The organism is Acinetobacter sp. YZS-X1-1 (assembly GCF_000804305.1).
Lineage (GTDB): Bacteria > Pseudomonadota > Gammaproteobacteria > Pseudomonadales > Moraxellaceae > Acinetobacter > Acinetobacter variabilis.
In genome coordinates this window covers 14,071-31,755 of sequence record NZ_JWHB01000001.1, presented here as the reverse complement: position 1 = coordinate 31,755, position 17,685 = coordinate 14,071, and the positions used below count along the sequence as shown (strand labels likewise).

Here is a 17,685-nt window from a genome sequence, read left to right as displayed (position 1 = left end):
TTTTCCTATTGTTATTTATTCATTTTTAAGTTTTTTCATTTCTTGTAGTGCATGCTGAATATCTTCAATCAGATCTTCGGGATGTTCCAGACCAATACAGAAACGAACCAGAAAACCTTCTTTCAAATGTGAATGTTCAAGCACACGCATTTCTTTTAAGTTATATAGCATGACCAGACTGACAGGACCACCCCAGCTAAAGCCAAGCTTAAACAGTTGTAAGCTGTCACAGAAATTGCGAATATCTTGCAGCTTGTAGTTATTGTCAAAAATCACGCTGACCAGTCCGGCGCTGTGTTCGTGCTTGCAAATTTCTTTCCAGTATTCATGACCTGCGTTGTCAGCATCAGCCGGATGTAAGACCTGAACAAATTCTGGTTGCTGTTTGAGCCAGTCTAATAAGGTTAAACAGCTTTGTGATTGATGTTCATATCGGAGTTGCATCGATGCCAGACTACGTTGTACCTGAGCGACATCATCACCTGATACTGAAATACCCTGAATGGCATGCGCACGGAACAATTTATGGTGCAGTTCTTTATCGCGGGTCACTACTGAACCCATCAGGATATCACCGCCACCACTTGGATATTTAGTCAGGGCATGCACGGTCATATCGATACTTAAATGATCGTCACCAAAATCAAATGCATTAAAGGCAAGGCCTGCACCCCAGGTATTATCCAGCGCAGTGAGGATGTTGTTCGCTTGGGCCTTCTTGACCAAGCGACTCAAATCGGGAAATTCTAAAGTCACGGAACCTGCTGCTTCCAGCCAAAGCAGTTTGGCTTTTTTCGAGGGCTGAAAAGTATCTGCATCTATCGCATTATAGACTTTGACCTGAATACCATAGCGGGTTTCCAGATTGCGTAGATGTTCCATGTTTGGACCATAGATATTATCCGCAACCCACACTTCATCGCCCTGGCTTAAAAAACAAGAATTCACGAGATTAATCGCGGATAAACCACTCGGTGCCAGCAAACAATATTGACCACCTTCGATCTGGGCAATGCTATCGCCTAAGGTAAATGTCGTCGGTGTACCATGCGTGCCATAGCTATAGTCATAGTCATCAGTCCAATGGCGATTAAATAGGGCATCGGTGTTGTTAAAGATAATGGTGGATGCACGAAACAAGGGAGGTTGAATACTCGAAATGTATTGCGGGGCCTTTCGTGGTGCATGAATCAGCGCTGTTTGAGGATTTTTTTTCACGTGAATGCTCTTAAATGTAATCAAATATTGCTTTAGCTTAAGAGAATCTCATTATTGCTGCTAGTTATGTTGTGAAATGTTGAAAAAACAGACATTGCTAAAAAGTTGGCTTCATTTTTGCAAAACCTAAAATCAGAGAGCTACAACAAAAGGTTTAGGCGCATGAAGTCGCAGTTAAAAGTACATTATTTTCAGCATATTGCTGGCGAGGGCTTTGGTAGTTGTATTGATTTTTTAAAGCAGCATAAGGCGCAAATTACTGCGACTGAATTCTTTGCTTTACCCGTCGATCGTCCACTTGATATAGAAGCTTTACCAGCAGTTGAAGAAGTTGATTTACTGATCATCATGGGAGGCACCATGAGCGTCAATGATGAAGCAAATTATCCATGGCTCAAGATCGAAAAACGCTGGTTACGCCGTTATCTTTCTCAAGGCAAGCCGACAATTGGTCTATGTTTAGGTGGGCAGTTGATTGCCAATGCCTTGGGTGCGGCCGTCAGCCGTAACCAGGAACAGGAGCTAGGCTGGACCACGGTACGCAAAGTCGCACATGTACCAGAGGATTGTTTTGTTTTACCTGAACAGTTTGAAATCATGCAATGGCATAGTGAAACTTTTGAACTTCCTAAGGGAGCGATTCATCTGGCAGAAAATGAAGCCTGTCGTAATCAGATGTATCAACTCGGCAAGAATGTCTTGGGTTTCCAGTTTCATCCGGAAATTACCCCGGAAACTTTAAAGCTGTTTTTGGAAAATGAAGAAGAAATTTCACAATTTTCTGGAAAATACGTACAGGACATTCAACAACTGAAAAGAACAACCAAAAATAATTTTATTCAAGGAAATCAAATATTAAACCAAGCCATTCAATATGTTTTGGAAAAAACGGCCTAGTGGGTAAAAAATAAACAATTGATTTCCCGAATAAATTGAAATACAGCAAGAAAAACCGTAAAAGGGATTTGCTTATGCAATAAACAATGGCTATAATAAGCGACCCTTCAATAGGAAGGGAGTTAACTGCGAAGAAAGTAGTTAACTATCGTTACAGTCGTGGCATCGATCACGACCTTAGTGATATTTCACTGCTCTTGACACTTGCCTTTAAATAGTGGGGTGAGATGCGTCAAGAGTGATTCTTTATATATTTGGCTTGGAGTTAACTGGTATGTCTAACCAGAGAATTCGTATCCGTCTTAAGTCTTTTGATCACCGTCTTATTGATCAATCAGCTCAAGAAATCGTAGAAACAGCAAAACGTACTGGCGCACAAGTTTGTGGTCCAATTCCAATGCCTACACGCATTGAACGTTTTAACGTTTTAACATCACCACACGTTAACAAAGATGCGCGTGACCAATACGAGATCCGCACTTACAAACGTTTGATCGACATCGTTCAACCTACAGACAAAACTGTAGATGCATTGATGAAGTTAGATCTTGCAGCTGGTGTTGATGTTCAGATCGCATTGGGTTAAGGCTTTCGGGTTAATTAACGCTCTAAGTTAATTAGGCCGCTTTTTTAGAGGTTTATGCACATGGCTATTGGTTTAGTCGGTCGCAAGTGCGGTATGACACGTATCTTTACAGATGCTGGTGTTTCTGTGCCTGTTACAGTGATTGAGGTTGATCCTAACCGCATCACTCAAATCAAAACGCTTGAAACTGATGGTTATCAAGCGATTCAAATCACTACTGGTGAACGTCGCGAATCTCGCGTAACTAACGCTCAGAAAGGTCACTTCGCGAAAGCTGGTGTTGCTGCTGGTCGTCTGGTTCAAGAATTCCGCGTTTCAGAAGCTGAGCTTGAAGGTCGTGAAGTTGGCGCTACTATCGGTGTAGATCTGTTCACAGTTGGTCAAATCGTTGATGTAACTGGTCAGTCTAAAGGTAAAGGTTTCCAAGGTGGTGTTAAGCGTTGGAACTTCCGTACTCAAGACGCTACTCACGGTAACTCTGTTTCTCACCGTGTTCTAGGTTCTACAGGTCAAAACCAGACTCCTGGTCGCGTGTTCAAAGGCAAAAAAATGGCTGGCCATTTAGGTGCTGAACGCGTAACTGTGCAGGGTCTTGAAATTGTATCTATCGACGCAGAACGTTCAGTTCTAGTGGTTAAAGGTGCGATTCCTGGCGCTACTGGTGGCGACGTAACTGTTCGTCCTACGATCAAGGCCTGAGGGGAAATAACGTGAATTTAAATACTGTTTCCGGCTCTGCTGTTGAATTATCAGAAGTTGCGTTCGGTCGTGAATTTAATGAAGCTCTTGTACACCAAGTTGTTACAGCTTACTTAGCTGGTGGTCGTCAAGGTTCTAAAGCTCAGAAATCACGTGCAGACGTTTCTGGCGGTGGTAAAAAACCATTCCGTCAAAAAGGTACTGGCCGCGCTCGTGCTGGTTCTATTCGTAGCCCAATCTGGGTTGGCGGTGGTAAAACTTTTGCTGCTCGTCCACAAGACTGGTCTCAAAAAGTAAACCGTAAGATGTACCGCGGTGCTATGCAATGCATCTTGGCTGAACTTGTTCGTCAAGATCGCTTAGTTCTAGTTGAAGAGTTTGCTGTTGCAGCTCCAAAAACTAAAGAATTGCTTGCAAAACTTAACGACTTGAATGCTACTCGTGCATTGATCGTTACTGATGCTGTTGATGAGAACTTGTATCTAGCTGCTCGTAACCTTCCACACGTTGATGTGGTTGATGCGACTGCAATCGATCCTGTTAGCTTGATCGCGTTCGATAAAGTTGTTATGTCTGTAGCTGCTGCTAAGAAAATTGAGGTAGAACTCGGATGAACAACGAACGTTTATATCAAGTCCTGCAAGGACCTGTTTTCTCAGAAAAAGCACAAGTTTTAGGTGAAACTGCGGGTGTTCAAGTATTTAAAGTTGCACTTGATGCAAACAAACTTGAAATCAAAAAAGCAGTTGAACAATTGTTTGGTGTAGAAGTTGTTAAAGTTAACACTACGATCACTAAAGGTAAAACTAAACGCTTTGGTAAAACATTAGGACGTCGTTCTGATGTTAAAAAAGCATACGTCACCCTGAAAGCTGGCCAAGATGTTGAAATGGCTGACTTGGGCGATGCCGCTGAAAGCGCAGCGGAATAAGGACGAAAACTATGCCTATTCAAAAATGTAAGCCAACGTCTCCAGGACGTCGCTTTGTAGAGAAAGTGGTTCATGATCACCTTCACAAAGGCGCGCCTTATGCTCCACTAGTTGAAGCTAAAAAACGTACTGGCGGCCGTAATAACAACGGTCACATTACGACTCGTCACGTTGGTGGCGGTCACAAACAACACTACCGTTTAATCGACTTCAAACGTAACAAAGACGGCATTCCAGCTGTAGTTGAGCGTATTGAATACGATCCAAACCGTACTGCGCACATTGCGTTGTTGAAGTATGCTGACGGTGAACGTCGCTACATCATCGCGCCTAAAGGTTTACGCGCTGGTGATTCAGTTCAATCTGGTAACGATGCTCCAATCCGTCCAGGTAACTGCTTGCCACTTCGCAACATGCCTATCGGTTCTACTCTTCACAACATCGAACTTAAAATCGGTAAAGGCGCGCAGTTAGCTCGTTCAGCTGGTACTTCTGTTCAGTTGTTGGGTCGTGACGGTTCTTACGCTATCGTTCGTCTTCGTTCAGGCGAGATGCGTAAAATTCATGTTGAATGCCGCGCTGTGTTAGGTGAAGTATCTAACTCAGAAAGCAACCTTCGCTCACTAGGTAAAGCTGGTGCATCACGCTGGCGTGGTGTTCGTCCTACCGTTCGTGGTATGGCGATGAACCCAGTTGATCACCCACACGGTGGTGGTGAAGGGCGTAACAAAGGTATTCAACCTGTAAGCCCATGGGGTCAAAAAGCTAAAGGGTACAAAACACGTACCAATAAGCGTACGACTAAGATGATTATTCGCGACCGTCGCGTTAAGTAACAAGTAAAGGAATCTGACAATGCCTCGTTCTCTGAAAAAAGGCCCATTCGTCGATGCGCACTTGTTCGCTAAGGTTGAAGCGGCTATCGCGGCTAATAACCGTAAGCCGATCAAAACTTGGTCGCGTCGTTCGATGATCCTCCCGGATTTTGTTGGTTTAACAATTTCTGTACACAATGGCCGTAACCATGTTCCAGTGATCATCTCTGAACATATGGTTGGACACAAGCTTGGTGAATTTGCACCGACTCGTACCTACCGTGGTCACGGTGTTGACAAGAAATCTAAACGTTAATAGGTGCTATGATGGAAGTAACTGCTAAATTACGCGGTGCCGCTATCTCGGCACAAAAAGCTCGTTTGGTTGCAGATCTTATCCGCGGCAAATCTGTTGCGCACGCCCTTAACATCTTAAACTTCAGCAACAAAAAAGCTGCAGTATTGGTTAAGAAAGCGTTGGAATCTGCAATTGCAAACGCTGAACATAATAACAGTTTAGATGTAGACGACCTTAAAGTTTCTACGATCTACGTTGATGAAGGCATGAGCCTGAAACGTATTATGCCACGTGCTAAAGGCCGTGCAGATCGTATTACTAAGCGTACTTGTCACATCACCGTTAAGGTAGGGGTTTGATATGGGTCAGAAGGTTCATCCAATCGGTATCCGCCTAGGTGTTGTGAAACGTCATAACGCTAACTGGTATGCGAGTCCGAAACAATACGCTGAATACTTGCTTAAAGATTTGCAAGTTCGTGAGTTTTTAACTAAAAAACTTAAGAATGCAATGATCAGCAATATTCTTATCGAACGTCCAACAGGCGCTGCTAAAGTAACTATTAGCACTGCTCGTCCTGGTATCGTAATCGGTAAAAAAGGCGAAGACATTGAGAAATTACAACGCGAATTAACATCTATTATGGGTGTTCCTGCGCAAGTAAGTATCAACGAAATTGATCGTCCAGACTTAGATGCGCGTCTAGTTGCTGAAGCTATCGCTTCTCAATTGGAAAAACGTGTAATGTTCCGTCGTGCTATGAAGCGTGCGGTTCAAAACACTATGCGTGCTGGTGCGAAAGGTATCAAAGTAGAAGTTTCAGGCCGTTTAGGTGGTGCTGAGATTGCTCGTACTGAATGGTATCGTGAAGGTCGTGTACCTCTACATACTCTTCGTGCAGATATCGACTACGCGACTATGCGTGCTGAGACTACTTACGGTACGATTGGTGTTAAAGTTTGGATCTTCCGTGGTGAGATCTTGGGTGGCATGAAACAAGTCATGAACCCAGCTCCAGCTGAAGAACGTCCAGCTAAACGCGGTCGCGGTCGTGGTGAAGGTCAAGAGCGTCGTGGTCGTCGCAATGATCGTTCTGCTGAAAAAGGAGAATAATCCATGTTGCAACCTAAACGTACTAAATTCCGTAAGGTGCAAAAAGGCCGTAACACTGGTCTAGCTCACCGCGGTAGCTCAGTATCTTTTGGTACTATCGCACTTAAATCAATTGAACGTGGTCAAATGACTGCACGTCAAATTGAAGCAGCGCGTCGTACAATTAGCCGTCGTATTAAACGTGGTGGTAAAATCTTTATCCGTGTATTCCCGGACAAGCCAATTACTTCTAAACCACTTGAAGTGCGTATGGGTAAAGGTAAAGGTTCTGTGGAATACTGGGTTTGCCAAATCAAACCAGGTAAAGTCTTGTACGAAATTGATGGTGTTAACGAAGACCTAGCTCGCGAAGCGTTCACGCTTGCTGCTGCTAAACTTCCGTTTAAAACCACTATCGTGACTCGGACGGTAATGTAATGAAAACTAAAGATCTACGTGAAAAGTCGGTAGAAGAGTTGACAGCTTTGCTTGATGAGCAACAGCTAAACCAATTCCGTCTTCGTATGGCGAAAGCAACTGGTCAATTGGGTAAATCGCACGAAGTGCAATTGACTCGCAAGACTATTGCTCGTATCAAGACCCTCCTTACCGAAAAACAGGGGAACGGACAATGAGTGAAAATACAGTCCGCACGTTAACAGGCAAAGTAGTAAGCGACAAGATGGAGAAATCTATCGTTGTTCTTATCGAACGCCGTGTTCAACACCCGTTGTATGGCAAATCAATCCGCCGTTCAACAAAATTACATGCTCATGATGAGAACAACACAGCTAAAGTTGGCGACGTTGTAACCATTAAAGAAAGCCGCCCAATGTCTAAAACTAAGTCATGGACTTTAGTTGAAGTTGTTGAAGTAGCTGCTGAGTAATTAACGTTCTTGTTGCATCATCGGTCAATTTCGAGTACTCTTTGAGCCTTTCGAAATTGTGACCGGTGATGCTCGGTTTTGGAGTAGGGCAATGATTCAGACCGAAACTATGCTCGACGTAGCAGACAACAGTGGTGCTCGCCGCGTACAATGTATTAAAGTACTTGGTGGTTCACATCGTCGTTATGCTTCTGTTGGCGACATTATTAAAGTTACTGTAAAAGAAGCAATTCCACGCGCACGTGTTAAAAAAGGTGACGTGATGAATGCAGTAGTTGTACGTACAAAATTCGGTATCCGTCGTCCAGACGGTTCAGTGATTCGTTTCGACGATAACGCTGCTGTAATTTTGAACAACAACAAAGCGCCGATTGCAACTCGTATTTTCGGACCAGTGACTCGTGAACTTCGTACTGAACAGTTCATGAAAATTATTTCATTGGCTCCTGAAGTTCTATAAGAGGCGATCATGGCTAAGATTAAAAAAGGCGATCAAGTAATTGTGATCGCAGGTAAAGAAAAAGGCAAACAGGGTACTGTTCTGTCTGTTTCTAATGACCGCGTTAAGGTTGAAGGCCTTAACTTGGTGAAGAAGCATCAAAAGCCGAACCGTGTTACTGGCGCTGAAGGCGGCATCGTAACTCAAGAAGCTTCGCTTCACATTTCAAACGTGGCAATTTTTAATGCTACAACCCAAAAGGCTGACCGTGTTGGTTACCAAACGATTGATGGCGTGAAAACTCGCGTATTCAAATCTAATGGTGAATCAGTGGCGGTAGCGAAGTAATAGGTTGAAAAAGGCAATGGCCAGACTTAAAGCACGTTACAACGACGAACTTAAAGCTCAATTAAAAGAACAATTGGGAATTAAGAATGTGATGGAGATCCCTCGCATCACTAAAATCACTATCAACATGGGTGTTGGTGCAGCTTCTGCTGACAAGAAACTCCTTGATGGTGCTCTTTCTGATATGCAAGCTATCGCTGGTCAAAAACCAGTTCTTACGTTAGCTCGTAAATCTATCGCTGGTTTCAAAATCCGTGATGGTTGGCCGATTGGTTGTAAAGTTACTTTACGCGGCGAACGTATGTACGAATTCTTAGACCGTCTGATCTCGATTGCGATTCCTCGTATCCGTGACTTCCGTGGTTTCTCTGCGAAATCATTTGATGGTCGTGGTAACTACTCAATGGGTCTTAAAGAACAGATCATGTTCCCTGAGATCGATTTTGACAAGATTGACCGTATTCGTGGTATGGACATTACCATCACTACGACTGCTCGCACCGATGACGAAGGCCGTGCGCTAATGCGTGCATTCGGCTTCCCGTTCAAATAAGAGGTCGAAATGGCTAAGAAAAGTATGATTAATCGCGAATTGAAACGCGAAGCTACTGTTGCTAAATACGCTGCAAAACGTGCTGAATTAAAAGCAATCATTGCAAACGTAAATGCTTCAGATGAAGAACATTTCGATGCGATGATGAAATTACAAGCATTACCACGTAATGCATCTCCAGTACGTCTACGTAACCGTTGTGGTTTAACTGGTCGTCCTCATGGTTACTTCCGTAAGTTCGGCTTAAGCCGTAACATGGTACGCGATAAAGTAATGCAAGGTGATGTACCTGGCGTTGTTAAGGCAAGCTGGTAAGGAGCACTATAAATGAGTATGCAAGATACCGTTGCCGACATGCTAACACGTGTTCGTAACGCACAAATGGCAAAGAAACAAACTGTTTCTATGCCTAATTCTAAGTTGAAAGTTGCGATTGCTAACGTACTTCAACAAGAAGGTTATATTTCAAACGTAGAAGTTGCTGAAGTTGAAGGCAAAGCAACTCTTACTTTGACTTTAAAATATTTTGAAGGCAAGCCAGTTATCGAAACTGTGAAACGCGTAAGCCGTCCAGGTCTACGTCAGTATCGCGGTAAAGATGCACTTCCAAGCGTTAAGCAAGGTTTAGGTATTGCAATTGTTTCTACAAGCAAAGGCATCATGACTGATCGCGCTGCACGTGCTGCAGGCGTTGGTGGTGAAGTTATTGCTTTTGTTTCTTAATAGGTGATTCCTCATGTCTCGTGTGGCTAAAGCCCCAGTAACTGTACCTAATGGTGTAACAGTTACTCAGAACGGCCGGCAGGTCGAAGTGAAAGGCAGCAAAGGTACATTGTCTTTCAACCTGCATGCGCTGGTCGAGCTAAAACAGGAAGACGGTACTTTAGTTATTGCTCCTAAAGCTGAATCTAAAGACGCTTGGATGCAAGCTGGTACTGCTCGCGCTGTGCTTAACAACCTTGTAAAAGGTGTAAGCGAAGGTTTCGAACGTAAGTTACAACTTATCGGTGTAGGTTATAAAGCTGCGGTTAAAGGTAACGTTGTTAACCTTAACCTTGGTTTCTCTCACCCGATCGACTATACGCTTCCTGAAGGTGTAACTGCTGAAACTCCAACTGCAACTGAAATCGTACTTAAATCTGCTGATAAAGCAGTTCTAGGTCAAGTCGCTGCAGATATCCGTGGTTACCGTCCACCAGAGCCTTATAAAGGTAAAGGTGTTCGTTATTCTGACGAAGTTGTACTTCGTAAAGAAGCTAAGAAGAAATAAGGCGCGAGGTTCTTATGAACGAAAAGAAACAATCCCGTTTGCGTCGTGCGAAAAGCACACGCTTGCACATCCGTGCATTGGGTGCGACTCGTTTGTGTGTAAACCGCACTCCGCGTCACATCTATGCTCAAGTTATCTCAGCAGATGGCGGCAAAGTATTAGCGCAAGCTTCTACTCTAGACGCTACTCTACGTGCGGGTACTACTGGTAACGTTGAAGCAGCTCAGAAAGTAGGTGCTTTAATCGCGGAACGCGCTAAAGCAGCTGGTGTTACTAAAGTTGCATTTGACCGTTCTGGTTTCAAATATCATGGTCGTATCAAAGCCTTGGCTGATGCTGCCCGTGAAAACGGCTTGGAGTTCTAATCATGGCTAAAGTTGAACAAAACGAAGGTCTTGTTGAAAAGCTGGTTGCCGTTGATCGTGTAGCCAAAGTTGTTAAGGGTGGTCGTATCTTCTCTTTCACAGCATTAACTGTTGTGGGTGATGGTAATGGTCGCGTAGGTTTTGGTCGTGGTAAAGCGCGTGAAGTTCCAGCTGCTATTTCTAAAGCACTTGAAGCTGCTCGTCGTAACATGATTACTGTTGACCTTGTTGATGGTACTGTTCAGCACCCTATCAATGCTCGTCACGGTGCAAGCCGCGTTTACATGCAACCTGCTTCTGAAGGTACTGGTGTAATTGCTGGTGGCGCGATGCGTGCAGTTTTAGAAGCTGTTGGCGTACGTAACGTATTAACTAAATGTTATGGCTCTACAAACGCTGCTAACGTAGTAAACGCGACTTTTAACGGTTTGCGTGATATGACTTCTCCTGAGAAAGTTGCTGCGAAACGTGGTTTAACAGTAGAACAAATTCAAGGGTAATCAATCATGAAAACGATTAAAGTTACCCAGACTAAATCTGCATCGCACCGCTTGAAAAATCACAAGCTGAGCCTGAAAGGTTTAGGTCTGCGTCGTATTGGTCATACTGTAGAAGTGCAAGATACGCCTTCTAACCGTGGTATGATCAACCAAGTCTACTATATGGTTAGTGTAGAGGAATAAGCCATGACTCTGCGTTTGAATACAATTGCACCTGCAGAAGGTGCTAAGCGTGACAACCTTCGTTTAGGCCGTGGTATCGGTTCTGGCGTTGGTAAGACTGGTGGTCGTGGTATCAAAGGTCAAAACTCACGTAAGAGCGGTGGTACTCGTCCAGGTTTCGAAGGTGGTCAAACTGCACTTTATCGTCGTTTGCCTAAATTCGGTTTCACTAGCCAATTGGCTTTGAAAACTGCTGAAGTACGTTTATCTGAGCTTGCTAAAGTTGAAGGAGACATCGTGTCTCTTGAAACTTTAAAAGCTGCGAACGTTGTACGTAAAGACATGACTCGTGCTCGTATCGTACTTTCTGGTGAAATTACTCGTGCATTCACTGTACAAGGTGTCGCATTGACTAAAGGCGCTAAAGCTGCTGTTGAAGCTGCTGGCGGTAAAGTCGAGGAGTAATCCCCAGTGTCTATGACTCCTAGTTCTTCAGGTCATGTCAACATGATGAAAGGCCAACCATTTCATGTGAAATACCGTGAAATTATTCGTCGAATGATGTTTCTCATTGGTGCGTTGTTGGTATTTCGACTAGGAGCGCATATTCCAGTACCAGGGATTAATAATGCTGCGCTAGAAAATCTGTTTAATGCAAACCAAGGTACCATCCTTGGTTTGTTTAACATGTTTTCAGGTGGTGCATTAGAGCGAATGTCGATTCTTGCTTTAGGGATCATGCCATATATCTCTGCATCGATTATCGTGCAGTTGATGTCTACTGTGGTTCCTCAGCTCGAAGCTTTGAAAAAAGAAGGCGAGCAGGGCAAACGTAAGATTAACCAATACACACGACAAGGCACGCTGTTCCTTGCACTTGTGCAAGCAATCGGTATGTGTGCTGGCCTGATCAGCCAGGGAATTACCCTGACCTCTGGTCTGGCTTTTTATGTTCCTGCAGTAACCTCATTGGTTGCGGGGACCATGTTCCTGATGTGGCTGGGTGAACAGATTACCGAGCGTGGGGTGGGCAATGGTATTTCCATGATCATCTTCGCAGGTATCGTTGCAGGATTGCCGACTTTAGTTATGCAGTCTCTAACTTCAGTTGATAATGGCCAGTCTAGTCTAATTGGACTAGCAATTTTTGGTCTGTTATCGATTGCTGTACTAGCAGCGATTGTGTTTATCGAGAAGGCGCAACGTCGTATTCCGGTGAACTATGCCCAAAAGCAGCAGGGACGTCGTGTATTTACTGCACAGCAAACGCATTTGCCATTAAAAATTAATATGGCGGGTGTAATTCCGGCAATTTTTGCCAGCTCTTTACTTTTGTTCCCAGCGAGCTTAGGTCAGTGGGTTGGTAGTTCGGATCCAAGTGCAGGAATTATCAAGCGTAGTCTACAAGACTTGGCATTGGTGTTATCGCCTGGTCAGCCGTTGTATTTGGTGCTCTTTGGTGCGTTAATTATCTTTTTCTGTTACTTCTATACAGCACTGGTATTTAGTCCTAAAGAAGTGTCAGAGAACTTGAAACGCAGCGGAGCTTACGTGCCTGGTATTCGTCCAGGTGAGCAAACTGCTCGTTACTTAGATCATATTCTCAATCGTTTGACCTTTATTGGCGCGATATACATCACTGTCATCTGTTTAATGCCGATGATTCTGCAAAGCTCTTTTGGTATTCCATTTAGCTTGGGCGGAACATCGTTGCTGATCGTGGTAGTGGTGGTGATGGACTTTATGGCTCAGCTTCAAGCACATCTCACCTCGCACCAGTATGACAATCAAACGTTAATGAGAAAAACGACTGCTCATCCTAAGGGATAAGCGCACTTAGAGGTTTCATCATGAAAGTACAAGCTTCTGTAAAGAAAATTTGTGGTAGCTGTAAAGTTATCCGTCGTAATGGGGTTATTCGCGTAATTTGTAGCGCAGAACCTCGTCATAAGCAGCGTCAAGGTTAATCTGATCAAGACCTGTTGATTTCAGTAGGCGAATTGGGTTATTATCCGCCCCTCAAGATTTTTGTGGGGCGGTTGATTATCTCTACTGCCTTTTTGGAGAAAATTGAATGGCTCGTATTGCCGGTGTAAACATTCCGGATAACAAGCATGCTGTTATCTCTCTAACGTACATCTTTGGTATTGGTCGCCACACTGCTAAGTCAATCTTAGCTGCTGCGGGTATCCCAACTACTACTAAGATCCGTGAATTAGATGACGCTCAGCTTGATGCGATTCGTGCAGAAGTTGCCAAGGTTCCGACCGAAGGTGATTTACGTCGCGAAATTTCCATGAACATTAAACGTTTAATGGATTTAGGCTGCTACCGCGGTCTTCGTCATCGTCGCAGCTTGCCTGTCCGTGGTCAACGCACCAAAACTAACGCACGTACCCGTAAAGGTCCGCGCAAACCAATTAAGAAATAAGATTTCTGGAAGCTAAAAGATGGCTAAAGATACTCGCACACGCAAGAAGGTCACTCGTACCGTCTCTGAAGGTGTTGCACACATTCACGCTTCTTTTAATAACACCATTGTGACTATTACCGATCGTCAAGGTAATGCACTGGCTTGGGCCACTTCAGGTGGACAAGGCTTCCGTGGATCACGTAAATCAACTCCGTTTGCTGCTCAGGTAGCTGCTGAAGTTGCTGGTAAAGCAGCTTTAGATTACGGTTTGAAAAACTTGGACGTCCTTGTTAAAGGTCCTGGTCCAGGTCGTGAGTCTGCGGTTCGTGCATTAGGTGCAGTGGGTTATAAAATTAACAGCATTACCGATGTGACTCCAATCCCTCACAACGGTTGCCGTCCACCTAAAAAACGTCGCGTGTAAGGAGAAACATTCATGGCTCGTTATATTGGTCCAAAATGCAAACTCTCTCGCCGCGAAGGGACAGACCTGCAATTAAAATCTGGCGTTAAACCATTTGACGTCAAAACTAAAAAACACGCTAAAGCTCCTGGTCAACATGGTGGAGCTCGTGGCGGTAAACAATCTGAGTACTCACTACAATTACGTGAAAAACAAAAAGTACGTCGTATGTACGGTGTTTTAGAGCGTCAATTTAGTAACTACTACAAAGAAGCTGCTCGTGTGAAAGGCGCAACTGGTGAAAACCTGTTGAAACTGCTTGAAAGCCGTCTTGATAACGTTGTTTATCGCATGGGTTTTGGTTCTACACGTGCAGAAGCTCGTCAGTTAGTATCTCACCGTTCAATCACTTTAAATGGCCGTCGCGTTAACATCGCGTCTATCCAAGTTAAAGCTGGTGACGTGATTGCAGTTCACGAAGGCGCTAAACAACAATTACGTATCAAAAACGCAATTGAATTAGCTGCTCAACGTGGCATTCCTTCTTGGATGGAAGTAGATCATTCTAAACTAGAAGGTACGTTCAAAGCTGCACCGGATCGTTCTGATTTACCTGCTGAAATCAACGAAAGCTTGATTGTAGAATTGTATTCTAAATAATCCTTGAGGTAGCAATATGACGCGTACTGCAAATGAGTTTCTAACTCCGCAAGCGATCAAGGTCGAAGCGGCAAGCGGGACCTCGGCAAAAGTTATTCTAGAACCCTTAGAGCGTGGCTTTGGTCATACTCTGGGCAATGCTTTACGTCGCATCCTTCTTTCTTCTTTACCTGGCGCTGCTGTGGTAGAAGTTGAGATTGAAGGTGTTGAGCACGAGTACAGTACTTTGGAAGGCTTGCAGCAGGACATCGTCGAGCTCTTGCTGAACCTAAAAGGATTGTCTATTAAGCTGTTCGATCAAAATGAAGCTTATTTAACATTAGAGAAACAAGGTCCAGGCGACGTAACTGCGGCTGACCTTCGTTTACCTCATAATGTTGAAGTGGTTAACCCTGAACACTTGATCGGCACGCTAAGTGCATCAGGCAATCTGAAGATGCGCCTGAAAGTGGCTCAAGGCCGTGGCTATGAGACTTCTGACTCACGTTTTCCAGAAGGCGAGACTCGCCCAGTGGGTCGTTTACAGTTAGATGCATCTTACAGCCCGATCAAACGTGTGTCTTACACAGTGGAAAACGCTCGTGTAGAACAACGTACTGACCTTGATAAACTGGTCATTGATCTTGAAACCAACGGTACAGTTGATCCTGAAGAAGCAATCCGCAAAGCGGCAACAATCTTGCAACAACAAATTGCAATCTTTGTTGATCTTCAGAAAGATCAAGCTCCTGTGGCTCAAGAACCTCGTGAAGAAGTTGATCCAATTTTGCTTCGTCCAGTAGATGATCTAGAGCTAACTGTTCGTTCTGCTAACTGTTTGAAAGCAGAAAACATTTACTACATTGGTGATCTTGTACAGCGTACTGAGGTTGAGTTACTTAAAACTCCTAACCTTGGTAAAAAATCGCTTACTGAGATCAAAGATGTTCTGGCTTCCAAAGGCTTACAACTCGGCATGCGTTTAGAGAACTGGCCACCAGCTAGTCTCCGTATGGACGATCGTTTCGCCTATCGTAGCCGTTAATTAAGTAGGACTATCACCATGCGTCATCGTAATAGTGGTGTGAAATTAGGCCGTACAAGCAGTCATCGTAAAGCGATGTTCCAAAACATGGCTAACTCTTTGTTTGAGCACGAGTTGATCAAAACAACTGTGCCTAAAGCAAAAGAATTACGTCGTGTTGCTGAGCCTTTAATCACTTTAGCTAAAGTCGATACAGTAGCAAACCGTCGTTTGGCGTTTGCTCGTACTCGTTCAGCTGCAACTGTTGGTAAATTATTTACCGTTCTTGGCCCTCGTTACAAAGAGCGTAACGGCGGTTATCTACGTGTTCTTAAAGCGGGCTTCCGTGCAGGTGATGCTGCACCGATGGCTTACGTTGAGCTAGTAGATCGCGAAGTTAACTAATTTCGTGTAGAGCAGCAAACGTTGTTCGAAAAGGTCGGTTGAATAAACCGGCCTTTTTTATTGTCTTGCATTTACCTATTATCAGGCAGTTTAGTAATTTGTCCTGAAAAGATAAAAAATAATCACTTTTATTTAAACTTGACATTGTGTATTGTCAATTTTGTGCTTTAATAAAAATATATGACAATGCTCAGGTAGAAGAAGAATATGGAAAAGCAAGTTGATATTTTAATTGTAGGCGCGGGGATCTCTGGAATTGGTCTGGCAGCCCATCTTTCTAAACATAGTCCTCAACGCTCATTCGAAATTATTGAACGTCGTGAAAGCTTTGGCGGTACGTGGGACCTGTTTAAATATCCGGGTATCCGTTCAGATTCGGATATGTCGACTTTTGGTTTCAACTTCAAGCCGTGGAAAAAAGAAAGTGTATTGGCTTCCGGCTCGGCAATTAAAAATTATCTTGCAGAAGTGGTTCAGGAATTTAACTTGAGCTCAAAAATTCATTTTCAACATCGCGTCGTTAGTGCCAATTATGATTCAGCGACACGTAAATGGTCAGTCGTAGTTGAAAATGCTCAGGGCAAAAAGCAGACCTGGATCGCTAACTTTGTTCTTGGCTGTACCGGTTACTACAATTATGATCAAGGCTTCCAGCCGGAATTCCCGAATCAGGAAGCATTCAAAGGTACATTCATTCACCCGCAGCATTGGCCTGAAAATCTGGACTATAGCGGAAAAAAAGTAGTCATTATTGGCAGTGGTGCAACAGCGATTACATTGGTTCCTGCCATGGTTAAAGGCGGAGCAGGGCATGTGACCATGTTACAGCGCTCTCCAACCTATATCGCGTCAGTGCCTTCGATCGATATGATTTACTCAAAAATGCGTAAATTATTGCCTGAAGATGTGGCCTATAAGCTGACCCGTGCGCGTAATATCGGTATGCAACGTGGTATCTATGCACTCGCACGAAAACAGCCAAAATTACTGAAAACATTACTATTAAAATCTGTACAGTTCCAGTTGAAAGGTAAAGTGGACATGAAACACTTTACCCCGAATTATGAGCCTTGGGATCAGCGCCTATGTGTAGTGCCAGATGGTGACTTGTTCAAAATCCTGCGGGAAGGTCATGCTTCAGTAGAAACAGATCATATTGAGAAATTTACTGAAACCGGGATTCAGCTGAAATCAGGTAAACATCTGGATACGGATATTATTGTGTCTGCCACCGGTTTAAATATTCAGATTCTGGGGGGTATTCAGGCCACGATGGACGGCAAGCCTTTGGATACGTCGAAGCATATGCTGTATCAGGGGGTGATGGTCAGTGATGTGCCAAATATGGCGCTGATTATTGGCTATATCAATGCTTCCTGGACCTTGAAAGTGGACATTGCCGCAGAATATATCTGCCGTCTGCTCAATTATATGGATCAGCATGGTTATGATGAAGTGATTGCAGAAGGGGATGCTACCGAATTACTTGAAGATACGGTGATGGGTAGTTTAACTTCAGGCTATATTGCCCGTGCAGCGGATGTGATGCCGAAACAGGGTAAGCATGCACCTTGGAAAGTATCCAATAATTATCTGGCAGACCGTAAAGAGCTGAAAACTGCATCTTTTGAAGATGGAGTATTGAAATTTAAAACGAGATCCAGTGCTGTACCAGCCAAGCCAAGATTGGTGTCTTAAGTGTAGATATAGATAAAAGGAATACCTGATGTACTCCTTTT

Annotated in this window: 31 protein-coding genes; 30 read left to right on the top strand and 1 reads right to left on the bottom strand. The window is 43.9% G+C overall.

Annotated elements, in window-relative coordinates:
• Nucleotides 1-15: 15 nt before the first annotated feature.
• Nucleotides 16-1,218: a PLP-dependent transferase gene (locus RJ01_RS00220; RefSeq protein ID WP_034169665.1), complete on the bottom strand. Its 1,203-nt coding sequence runs from the start codon at nucleotides 1,216-1,218 to the stop codon at nucleotides 16-18.
• A gap of 162 nt (nucleotides 1,219-1,380) precedes the next feature.
• On the opposite strand from RJ01_RS00220, the gene RJ01_RS00215 reads away from it, so the two are divergent.
• The 30 genes from RJ01_RS00215 to RJ01_RS00075 all read left to right on the top strand — a co-directional run bounded on the left by RJ01_RS00215 (nucleotide 1,381) and on the right by RJ01_RS00075 (nucleotide 17,644).
• A complete protein-coding gene (locus RJ01_RS00215) occupies nucleotides 1,381-2,115 on the top strand; it encodes a type 1 glutamine amidotransferase (protein ID WP_034169664.1) in 735 nt (244 codons plus the stop codon).
• 274 nt (nucleotides 2,116-2,389) lie between these two features.
• The gene (gene rpsJ, locus RJ01_RS00210) at nucleotides 2,390-2,701 is read left to right on the top strand and encodes a 30S ribosomal protein S10 (RefSeq protein WP_000070912.1); all 312 of its coding nucleotides are present in this window, start codon (nucleotides 2,390-2,392) and stop codon (nucleotides 2,699-2,701) included.
• Nucleotides 2,702-2,761: 60 nt separating this feature from the next.
• A complete protein-coding gene (gene rplC, locus RJ01_RS00205) occupies nucleotides 2,762-3,400 on the top strand; it encodes a 50S ribosomal protein L3 (RefSeq protein WP_005233737.1) in 639 nt (212 codons plus the stop codon).
• A gap of 11 nt (nucleotides 3,401-3,411) precedes the next feature.
• Nucleotides 3,412-4,014 (top strand): 50S ribosomal protein L4, encoded by a 603-nt coding sequence (rplD, locus tag RJ01_RS00200; protein ID WP_004786925.1) that lies wholly within the window; start codon nucleotides 3,412-3,414, stop codon nucleotides 4,012-4,014.
• Nucleotides 4,011-4,331 (top strand): 50S ribosomal protein L23, encoded by a 321-nt coding sequence (rplW, locus tag RJ01_RS00195; protein WP_004786923.1) that lies wholly within the window; start codon nucleotides 4,011-4,013, stop codon nucleotides 4,329-4,331. The genes rplD and rplW overlap by 4 nt, the downstream gene beginning before the upstream one ends.
• An 11-nt stretch (nucleotides 4,332-4,342) precedes the next feature.
• Nucleotides 4,343-5,167, top strand: coding sequence for a 50S ribosomal protein L2 (rplB, locus tag RJ01_RS00190; RefSeq protein ID WP_005233738.1), 825 nt, complete (start codon nucleotides 4,343-4,345; stop codon nucleotides 5,165-5,167).
• A gap of 19 nt (nucleotides 5,168-5,186) precedes the next feature.
• Nucleotides 5,187-5,462 carry a 30S ribosomal protein S19 gene (rpsS, locus tag RJ01_RS00185; RefSeq protein ID WP_004673001.1) on the top strand — a complete coding sequence of 92 codons (276 nt, stop codon included), beginning with the start codon at nucleotides 5,187-5,189 and terminating at the stop codon, nucleotides 5,460-5,462.
• 11 nt (nucleotides 5,463-5,473) lie between these two features.
• Nucleotides 5,474-5,803 (top strand): 50S ribosomal protein L22, encoded by a 330-nt coding sequence (gene rplV, locus RJ01_RS00180; RefSeq protein WP_001982638.1) that lies wholly within the window; start codon nucleotides 5,474-5,476, stop codon nucleotides 5,801-5,803.
• Nucleotide 5,804: 1 nt separating this feature from the next.
• Entirely contained in the window at nucleotides 5,805-6,557 is a 753-nt protein-coding gene (gene rpsC, locus RJ01_RS00175) for a 30S ribosomal protein S3 (RefSeq protein ID WP_004786918.1), read from the top strand.
• Between the two features lie 3 nt (nucleotides 6,558-6,560).
• Entirely contained in the window at nucleotides 6,561-6,974 is a 414-nt protein-coding gene (gene rplP, locus RJ01_RS00170; RefSeq protein WP_004786917.1) for a 50S ribosomal protein L16, read from the top strand.
• The gene (gene rpmC, locus RJ01_RS00165; RefSeq protein WP_004786915.1) at nucleotides 6,974-7,171 is read left to right on the top strand and encodes a 50S ribosomal protein L29; all 198 of its coding nucleotides are present in this window, start codon (nucleotides 6,974-6,976) and stop codon (nucleotides 7,169-7,171) included. The genes rplP and rpmC overlap by 1 nt, the downstream gene beginning before the upstream one ends.
• Complete coding sequence (gene rpsQ / locus RJ01_RS00160) at nucleotides 7,168-7,425, top strand: 30S ribosomal protein S17 (RefSeq protein ID WP_034169663.1); 258 nt, start codon at nucleotides 7,168-7,170, stop codon at nucleotides 7,423-7,425. Before rpmC ends, rpsQ begins: the two co-directional genes overlap by 4 nt.
• Nucleotides 7,426-7,516: 91 nt before the next feature.
• The gene (rplN, locus tag RJ01_RS00155) at nucleotides 7,517-7,885 is read left to right on the top strand and encodes a 50S ribosomal protein L14 (RefSeq protein WP_001982634.1); all 369 of its coding nucleotides are present in this window, start codon (nucleotides 7,517-7,519) and stop codon (nucleotides 7,883-7,885) included.
• A 9-nt stretch (nucleotides 7,886-7,894) separates the two neighbouring features.
• Entirely contained in the window at nucleotides 7,895-8,212 is a 318-nt protein-coding gene (gene rplX, locus RJ01_RS00150; protein WP_004786911.1) for a 50S ribosomal protein L24, read from the top strand.
• 16 nt (nucleotides 8,213-8,228) lie between these two features.
• Complete coding sequence (gene rplE, locus RJ01_RS00145) at nucleotides 8,229-8,765, top strand: 50S ribosomal protein L5 (protein ID WP_004786908.1); 537 nt, start codon at nucleotides 8,229-8,231, stop codon at nucleotides 8,763-8,765.
• Nucleotides 8,766-8,774: 9 nt separating this feature from the next.
• Nucleotides 8,775-9,080 (top strand): 30S ribosomal protein S14, encoded by a 306-nt coding sequence (rpsN, locus tag RJ01_RS00140; RefSeq protein ID WP_034169662.1) that lies wholly within the window; start codon nucleotides 8,775-8,777, stop codon nucleotides 9,078-9,080.
• Nucleotides 9,081-9,092: 12 nt separating this feature from the next.
• On the top strand, nucleotides 9,093-9,488 hold the full coding sequence (gene rpsH, locus RJ01_RS00135; RefSeq protein ID WP_004786905.1) for a 30S ribosomal protein S8: 396 nt from the start codon (nucleotides 9,093-9,095) through the stop codon (nucleotides 9,486-9,488).
• A 13-nt stretch (nucleotides 9,489-9,501) separates the two neighbouring features.
• Nucleotides 9,502-10,035 (top strand): 50S ribosomal protein L6, encoded by a 534-nt coding sequence (gene rplF / locus RJ01_RS00130; RefSeq protein WP_004786903.1) that lies wholly within the window; start codon nucleotides 9,502-9,504, stop codon nucleotides 10,033-10,035.
• Between the two features lie 14 nt (nucleotides 10,036-10,049).
• On the top strand, nucleotides 10,050-10,400 hold the full coding sequence (gene rplR, locus RJ01_RS00125; RefSeq protein WP_004281497.1) for a 50S ribosomal protein L18: 351 nt from the start codon (nucleotides 10,050-10,052) through the stop codon (nucleotides 10,398-10,400).
• 2 nt (nucleotides 10,401-10,402) lie between these two features.
• Nucleotides 10,403-10,900 (top strand): 30S ribosomal protein S5, encoded by a 498-nt coding sequence (gene rpsE, locus RJ01_RS00120; RefSeq protein ID WP_004786901.1) that lies wholly within the window; start codon nucleotides 10,403-10,405, stop codon nucleotides 10,898-10,900.
• Between the two features lie 6 nt (nucleotides 10,901-10,906).
• Nucleotides 10,907-11,083, top strand: coding sequence for a 50S ribosomal protein L30 (gene rpmD / locus RJ01_RS00115; protein ID WP_004786899.1), 177 nt, complete (start codon nucleotides 10,907-10,909; stop codon nucleotides 11,081-11,083).
• A gap of 3 nt (nucleotides 11,084-11,086) precedes the next feature.
• A complete protein-coding gene (gene rplO, locus RJ01_RS00110; RefSeq protein WP_004786897.1) occupies nucleotides 11,087-11,527 on the top strand; it encodes a 50S ribosomal protein L15 in 441 nt (146 codons plus the stop codon).
• Between the two features lie 45 nt (nucleotides 11,528-11,572).
• On the top strand, nucleotides 11,573-12,892 hold the full coding sequence (gene secY, locus RJ01_RS00105) for a preprotein translocase subunit SecY (protein WP_171065444.1): 1,320 nt from the start codon (nucleotides 11,573-11,575) through the stop codon (nucleotides 12,890-12,892).
• Nucleotides 12,893-12,912: 20 nt separating this feature from the next.
• Nucleotides 12,913-13,029 carry a 50S ribosomal protein L36 gene (gene rpmJ / locus RJ01_RS15675; RefSeq protein WP_000867907.1) on the top strand — a complete coding sequence of 39 codons (117 nt, stop codon included), beginning with the start codon at nucleotides 12,913-12,915 and terminating at the stop codon, nucleotides 13,027-13,029.
• A gap of 107 nt (nucleotides 13,030-13,136) precedes the next feature.
• A complete protein-coding gene (rpsM, locus tag RJ01_RS00100; RefSeq protein ID WP_005233747.1) occupies nucleotides 13,137-13,493 on the top strand; it encodes a 30S ribosomal protein S13 in 357 nt (118 codons plus the stop codon).
• A 19-nt stretch (nucleotides 13,494-13,512) separates the two neighbouring features.
• A complete protein-coding gene (gene rpsK / locus RJ01_RS00095; RefSeq protein ID WP_001040166.1) occupies nucleotides 13,513-13,899 on the top strand; it encodes a 30S ribosomal protein S11 in 387 nt (128 codons plus the stop codon).
• 12 nt (nucleotides 13,900-13,911) lie between these two features.
• On the top strand, nucleotides 13,912-14,538 hold the full coding sequence (rpsD, locus tag RJ01_RS00090; protein ID WP_004786890.1) for a 30S ribosomal protein S4: 627 nt from the start codon (nucleotides 13,912-13,914) through the stop codon (nucleotides 14,536-14,538).
• A 16-nt stretch (nucleotides 14,539-14,554) separates the two neighbouring features.
• Nucleotides 14,555-15,562 carry a DNA-directed RNA polymerase subunit alpha gene (locus RJ01_RS00085; RefSeq protein WP_004786889.1) on the top strand — a complete coding sequence of 336 codons (1,008 nt, stop codon included), beginning with the start codon at nucleotides 14,555-14,557 and terminating at the stop codon, nucleotides 15,560-15,562.
• Nucleotides 15,563-15,580: 18 nt separating this feature from the next.
• Nucleotides 15,581-15,946 (top strand): 50S ribosomal protein L17, encoded by a 366-nt coding sequence (rplQ, locus tag RJ01_RS00080; RefSeq protein WP_004786886.1) that lies wholly within the window; start codon nucleotides 15,581-15,583, stop codon nucleotides 15,944-15,946.
• Between the two features lie 207 nt (nucleotides 15,947-16,153).
• Nucleotides 16,154-17,644 carry an NAD(P)/FAD-dependent oxidoreductase gene (locus tag RJ01_RS00075; protein WP_034169660.1) on the top strand — a complete coding sequence of 497 codons (1,491 nt, stop codon included), beginning with the start codon at nucleotides 16,154-16,156 and terminating at the stop codon, nucleotides 17,642-17,644.
• The last annotated feature ends 41 nt before the right edge of the window (nucleotides 17,645-17,685 follow it).

What these genes read in the sequence shown, in the direction of transcription:
- rplV (WP_001982638.1), top strand. Translation starts at nt 5,474, where the DNA reads ATGGAAGTAACTGCTAAATTACGCGGTGCCGCTATCTCGGCACAAAAA.
- rpmJ (WP_000867907.1), top strand. Translation starts at nt 12,913, where the DNA reads ATGAAAGTACAAGCTTCTGTAAAGAAAATTTGTGGTAGCTGTAAAGTT.
- rplR (WP_004281497.1), top strand. Translation starts at nt 10,050, where the DNA reads ATGAACGAAAAGAAACAATCCCGTTTGCGTCGTGCGAAAAGCACACGC.
- rpsC (WP_004786918.1), top strand. Translation starts at nt 5,805, where the DNA reads ATGGGTCAGAAGGTTCATCCAATCGGTATCCGCCTAGGTGTTGTGAAA.
- rpsH (WP_004786905.1), top strand. Translation starts at nt 9,093, where the DNA reads ATGAGTATGCAAGATACCGTTGCCGACATGCTAACACGTGTTCGTAAC.
- rplB (WP_005233738.1), top strand. Translation starts at nt 4,343, where the DNA reads ATGCCTATTCAAAAATGTAAGCCAACGTCTCCAGGACGTCGCTTTGTA.
- rpsN (WP_034169662.1), top strand. Translation starts at nt 8,775, where the DNA reads ATGGCTAAGAAAAGTATGATTAATCGCGAATTGAAACGCGAAGCTACT.
- rpmC (WP_004786915.1), top strand. Translation starts at nt 6,974, where the DNA reads ATGAAAACTAAAGATCTACGTGAAAAGTCGGTAGAAGAGTTGACAGCT.
- RJ01_RS00085 (WP_004786889.1), top strand. Translation starts at nt 14,555, where the DNA reads ATGACGCGTACTGCAAATGAGTTTCTAACTCCGCAAGCGATCAAGGTC.
- rplQ (WP_004786886.1), top strand. Translation starts at nt 15,581, where the DNA reads ATGCGTCATCGTAATAGTGGTGTGAAATTAGGCCGTACAAGCAGTCAT.
- rplF (WP_004786903.1), top strand. Translation starts at nt 9,502, where the DNA reads ATGTCTCGTGTGGCTAAAGCCCCAGTAACTGTACCTAATGGTGTAACA.
- RJ01_RS00075 (WP_034169660.1), top strand. Translation starts at nt 16,154, where the DNA reads ATGGAAAAGCAAGTTGATATTTTAATTGTAGGCGCGGGGATCTCTGGA.
- rpsQ (WP_034169663.1), top strand. Translation starts at nt 7,168, where the DNA reads ATGAGTGAAAATACAGTCCGCACGTTAACAGGCAAAGTAGTAAGCGAC.
- rpsS (WP_004673001.1), top strand. Translation starts at nt 5,187, where the DNA reads ATGCCTCGTTCTCTGAAAAAAGGCCCATTCGTCGATGCGCACTTGTTC.
- rpsK (WP_001040166.1), top strand. Translation starts at nt 13,513, where the DNA reads ATGGCTAAAGATACTCGCACACGCAAGAAGGTCACTCGTACCGTCTCT.
- rpsJ (WP_000070912.1), top strand. Translation starts at nt 2,390, where the DNA reads ATGTCTAACCAGAGAATTCGTATCCGTCTTAAGTCTTTTGATCACCGT.
- rplN (WP_001982634.1), top strand. Translation starts at nt 7,517, where the DNA reads ATGATTCAGACCGAAACTATGCTCGACGTAGCAGACAACAGTGGTGCT.
- rplW (WP_004786923.1), top strand. Translation starts at nt 4,011, where the DNA reads ATGAACAACGAACGTTTATATCAAGTCCTGCAAGGACCTGTTTTCTCA.
- rplC (WP_005233737.1), top strand. Translation starts at nt 2,762, where the DNA reads ATGGCTATTGGTTTAGTCGGTCGCAAGTGCGGTATGACACGTATCTTT.
- rpmD (WP_004786899.1), top strand. Translation starts at nt 10,907, where the DNA reads ATGAAAACGATTAAAGTTACCCAGACTAAATCTGCATCGCACCGCTTG.
- rplX (WP_004786911.1), top strand. Translation starts at nt 7,895, where the DNA reads ATGGCTAAGATTAAAAAAGGCGATCAAGTAATTGTGATCGCAGGTAAA.
- rpsD (WP_004786890.1), top strand. Translation starts at nt 13,912, where the DNA reads ATGGCTCGTTATATTGGTCCAAAATGCAAACTCTCTCGCCGCGAAGGG.
- RJ01_RS00215 (WP_034169664.1), top strand. Translation starts at nt 1,381, where the DNA reads ATGAAGTCGCAGTTAAAAGTACATTATTTTCAGCATATTGCTGGCGAG.
- rplP (WP_004786917.1), top strand. Translation starts at nt 6,561, where the DNA reads ATGTTGCAACCTAAACGTACTAAATTCCGTAAGGTGCAAAAAGGCCGT.
- secY (WP_171065444.1), top strand. Translation starts at nt 11,573, where the DNA reads ATGAAAGGCCAACCATTTCATGTGAAATACCGTGAAATTATTCGTCGA.
- rplO (WP_004786897.1), top strand. Translation starts at nt 11,087, where the DNA reads ATGACTCTGCGTTTGAATACAATTGCACCTGCAGAAGGTGCTAAGCGT.
- rplE (WP_004786908.1), top strand. Translation starts at nt 8,229, where the DNA reads ATGGCCAGACTTAAAGCACGTTACAACGACGAACTTAAAGCTCAATTA.
- rpsE (WP_004786901.1), top strand. Translation starts at nt 10,403, where the DNA reads ATGGCTAAAGTTGAACAAAACGAAGGTCTTGTTGAAAAGCTGGTTGCC.
- rpsM (WP_005233747.1), top strand. Translation starts at nt 13,137, where the DNA reads ATGGCTCGTATTGCCGGTGTAAACATTCCGGATAACAAGCATGCTGTT.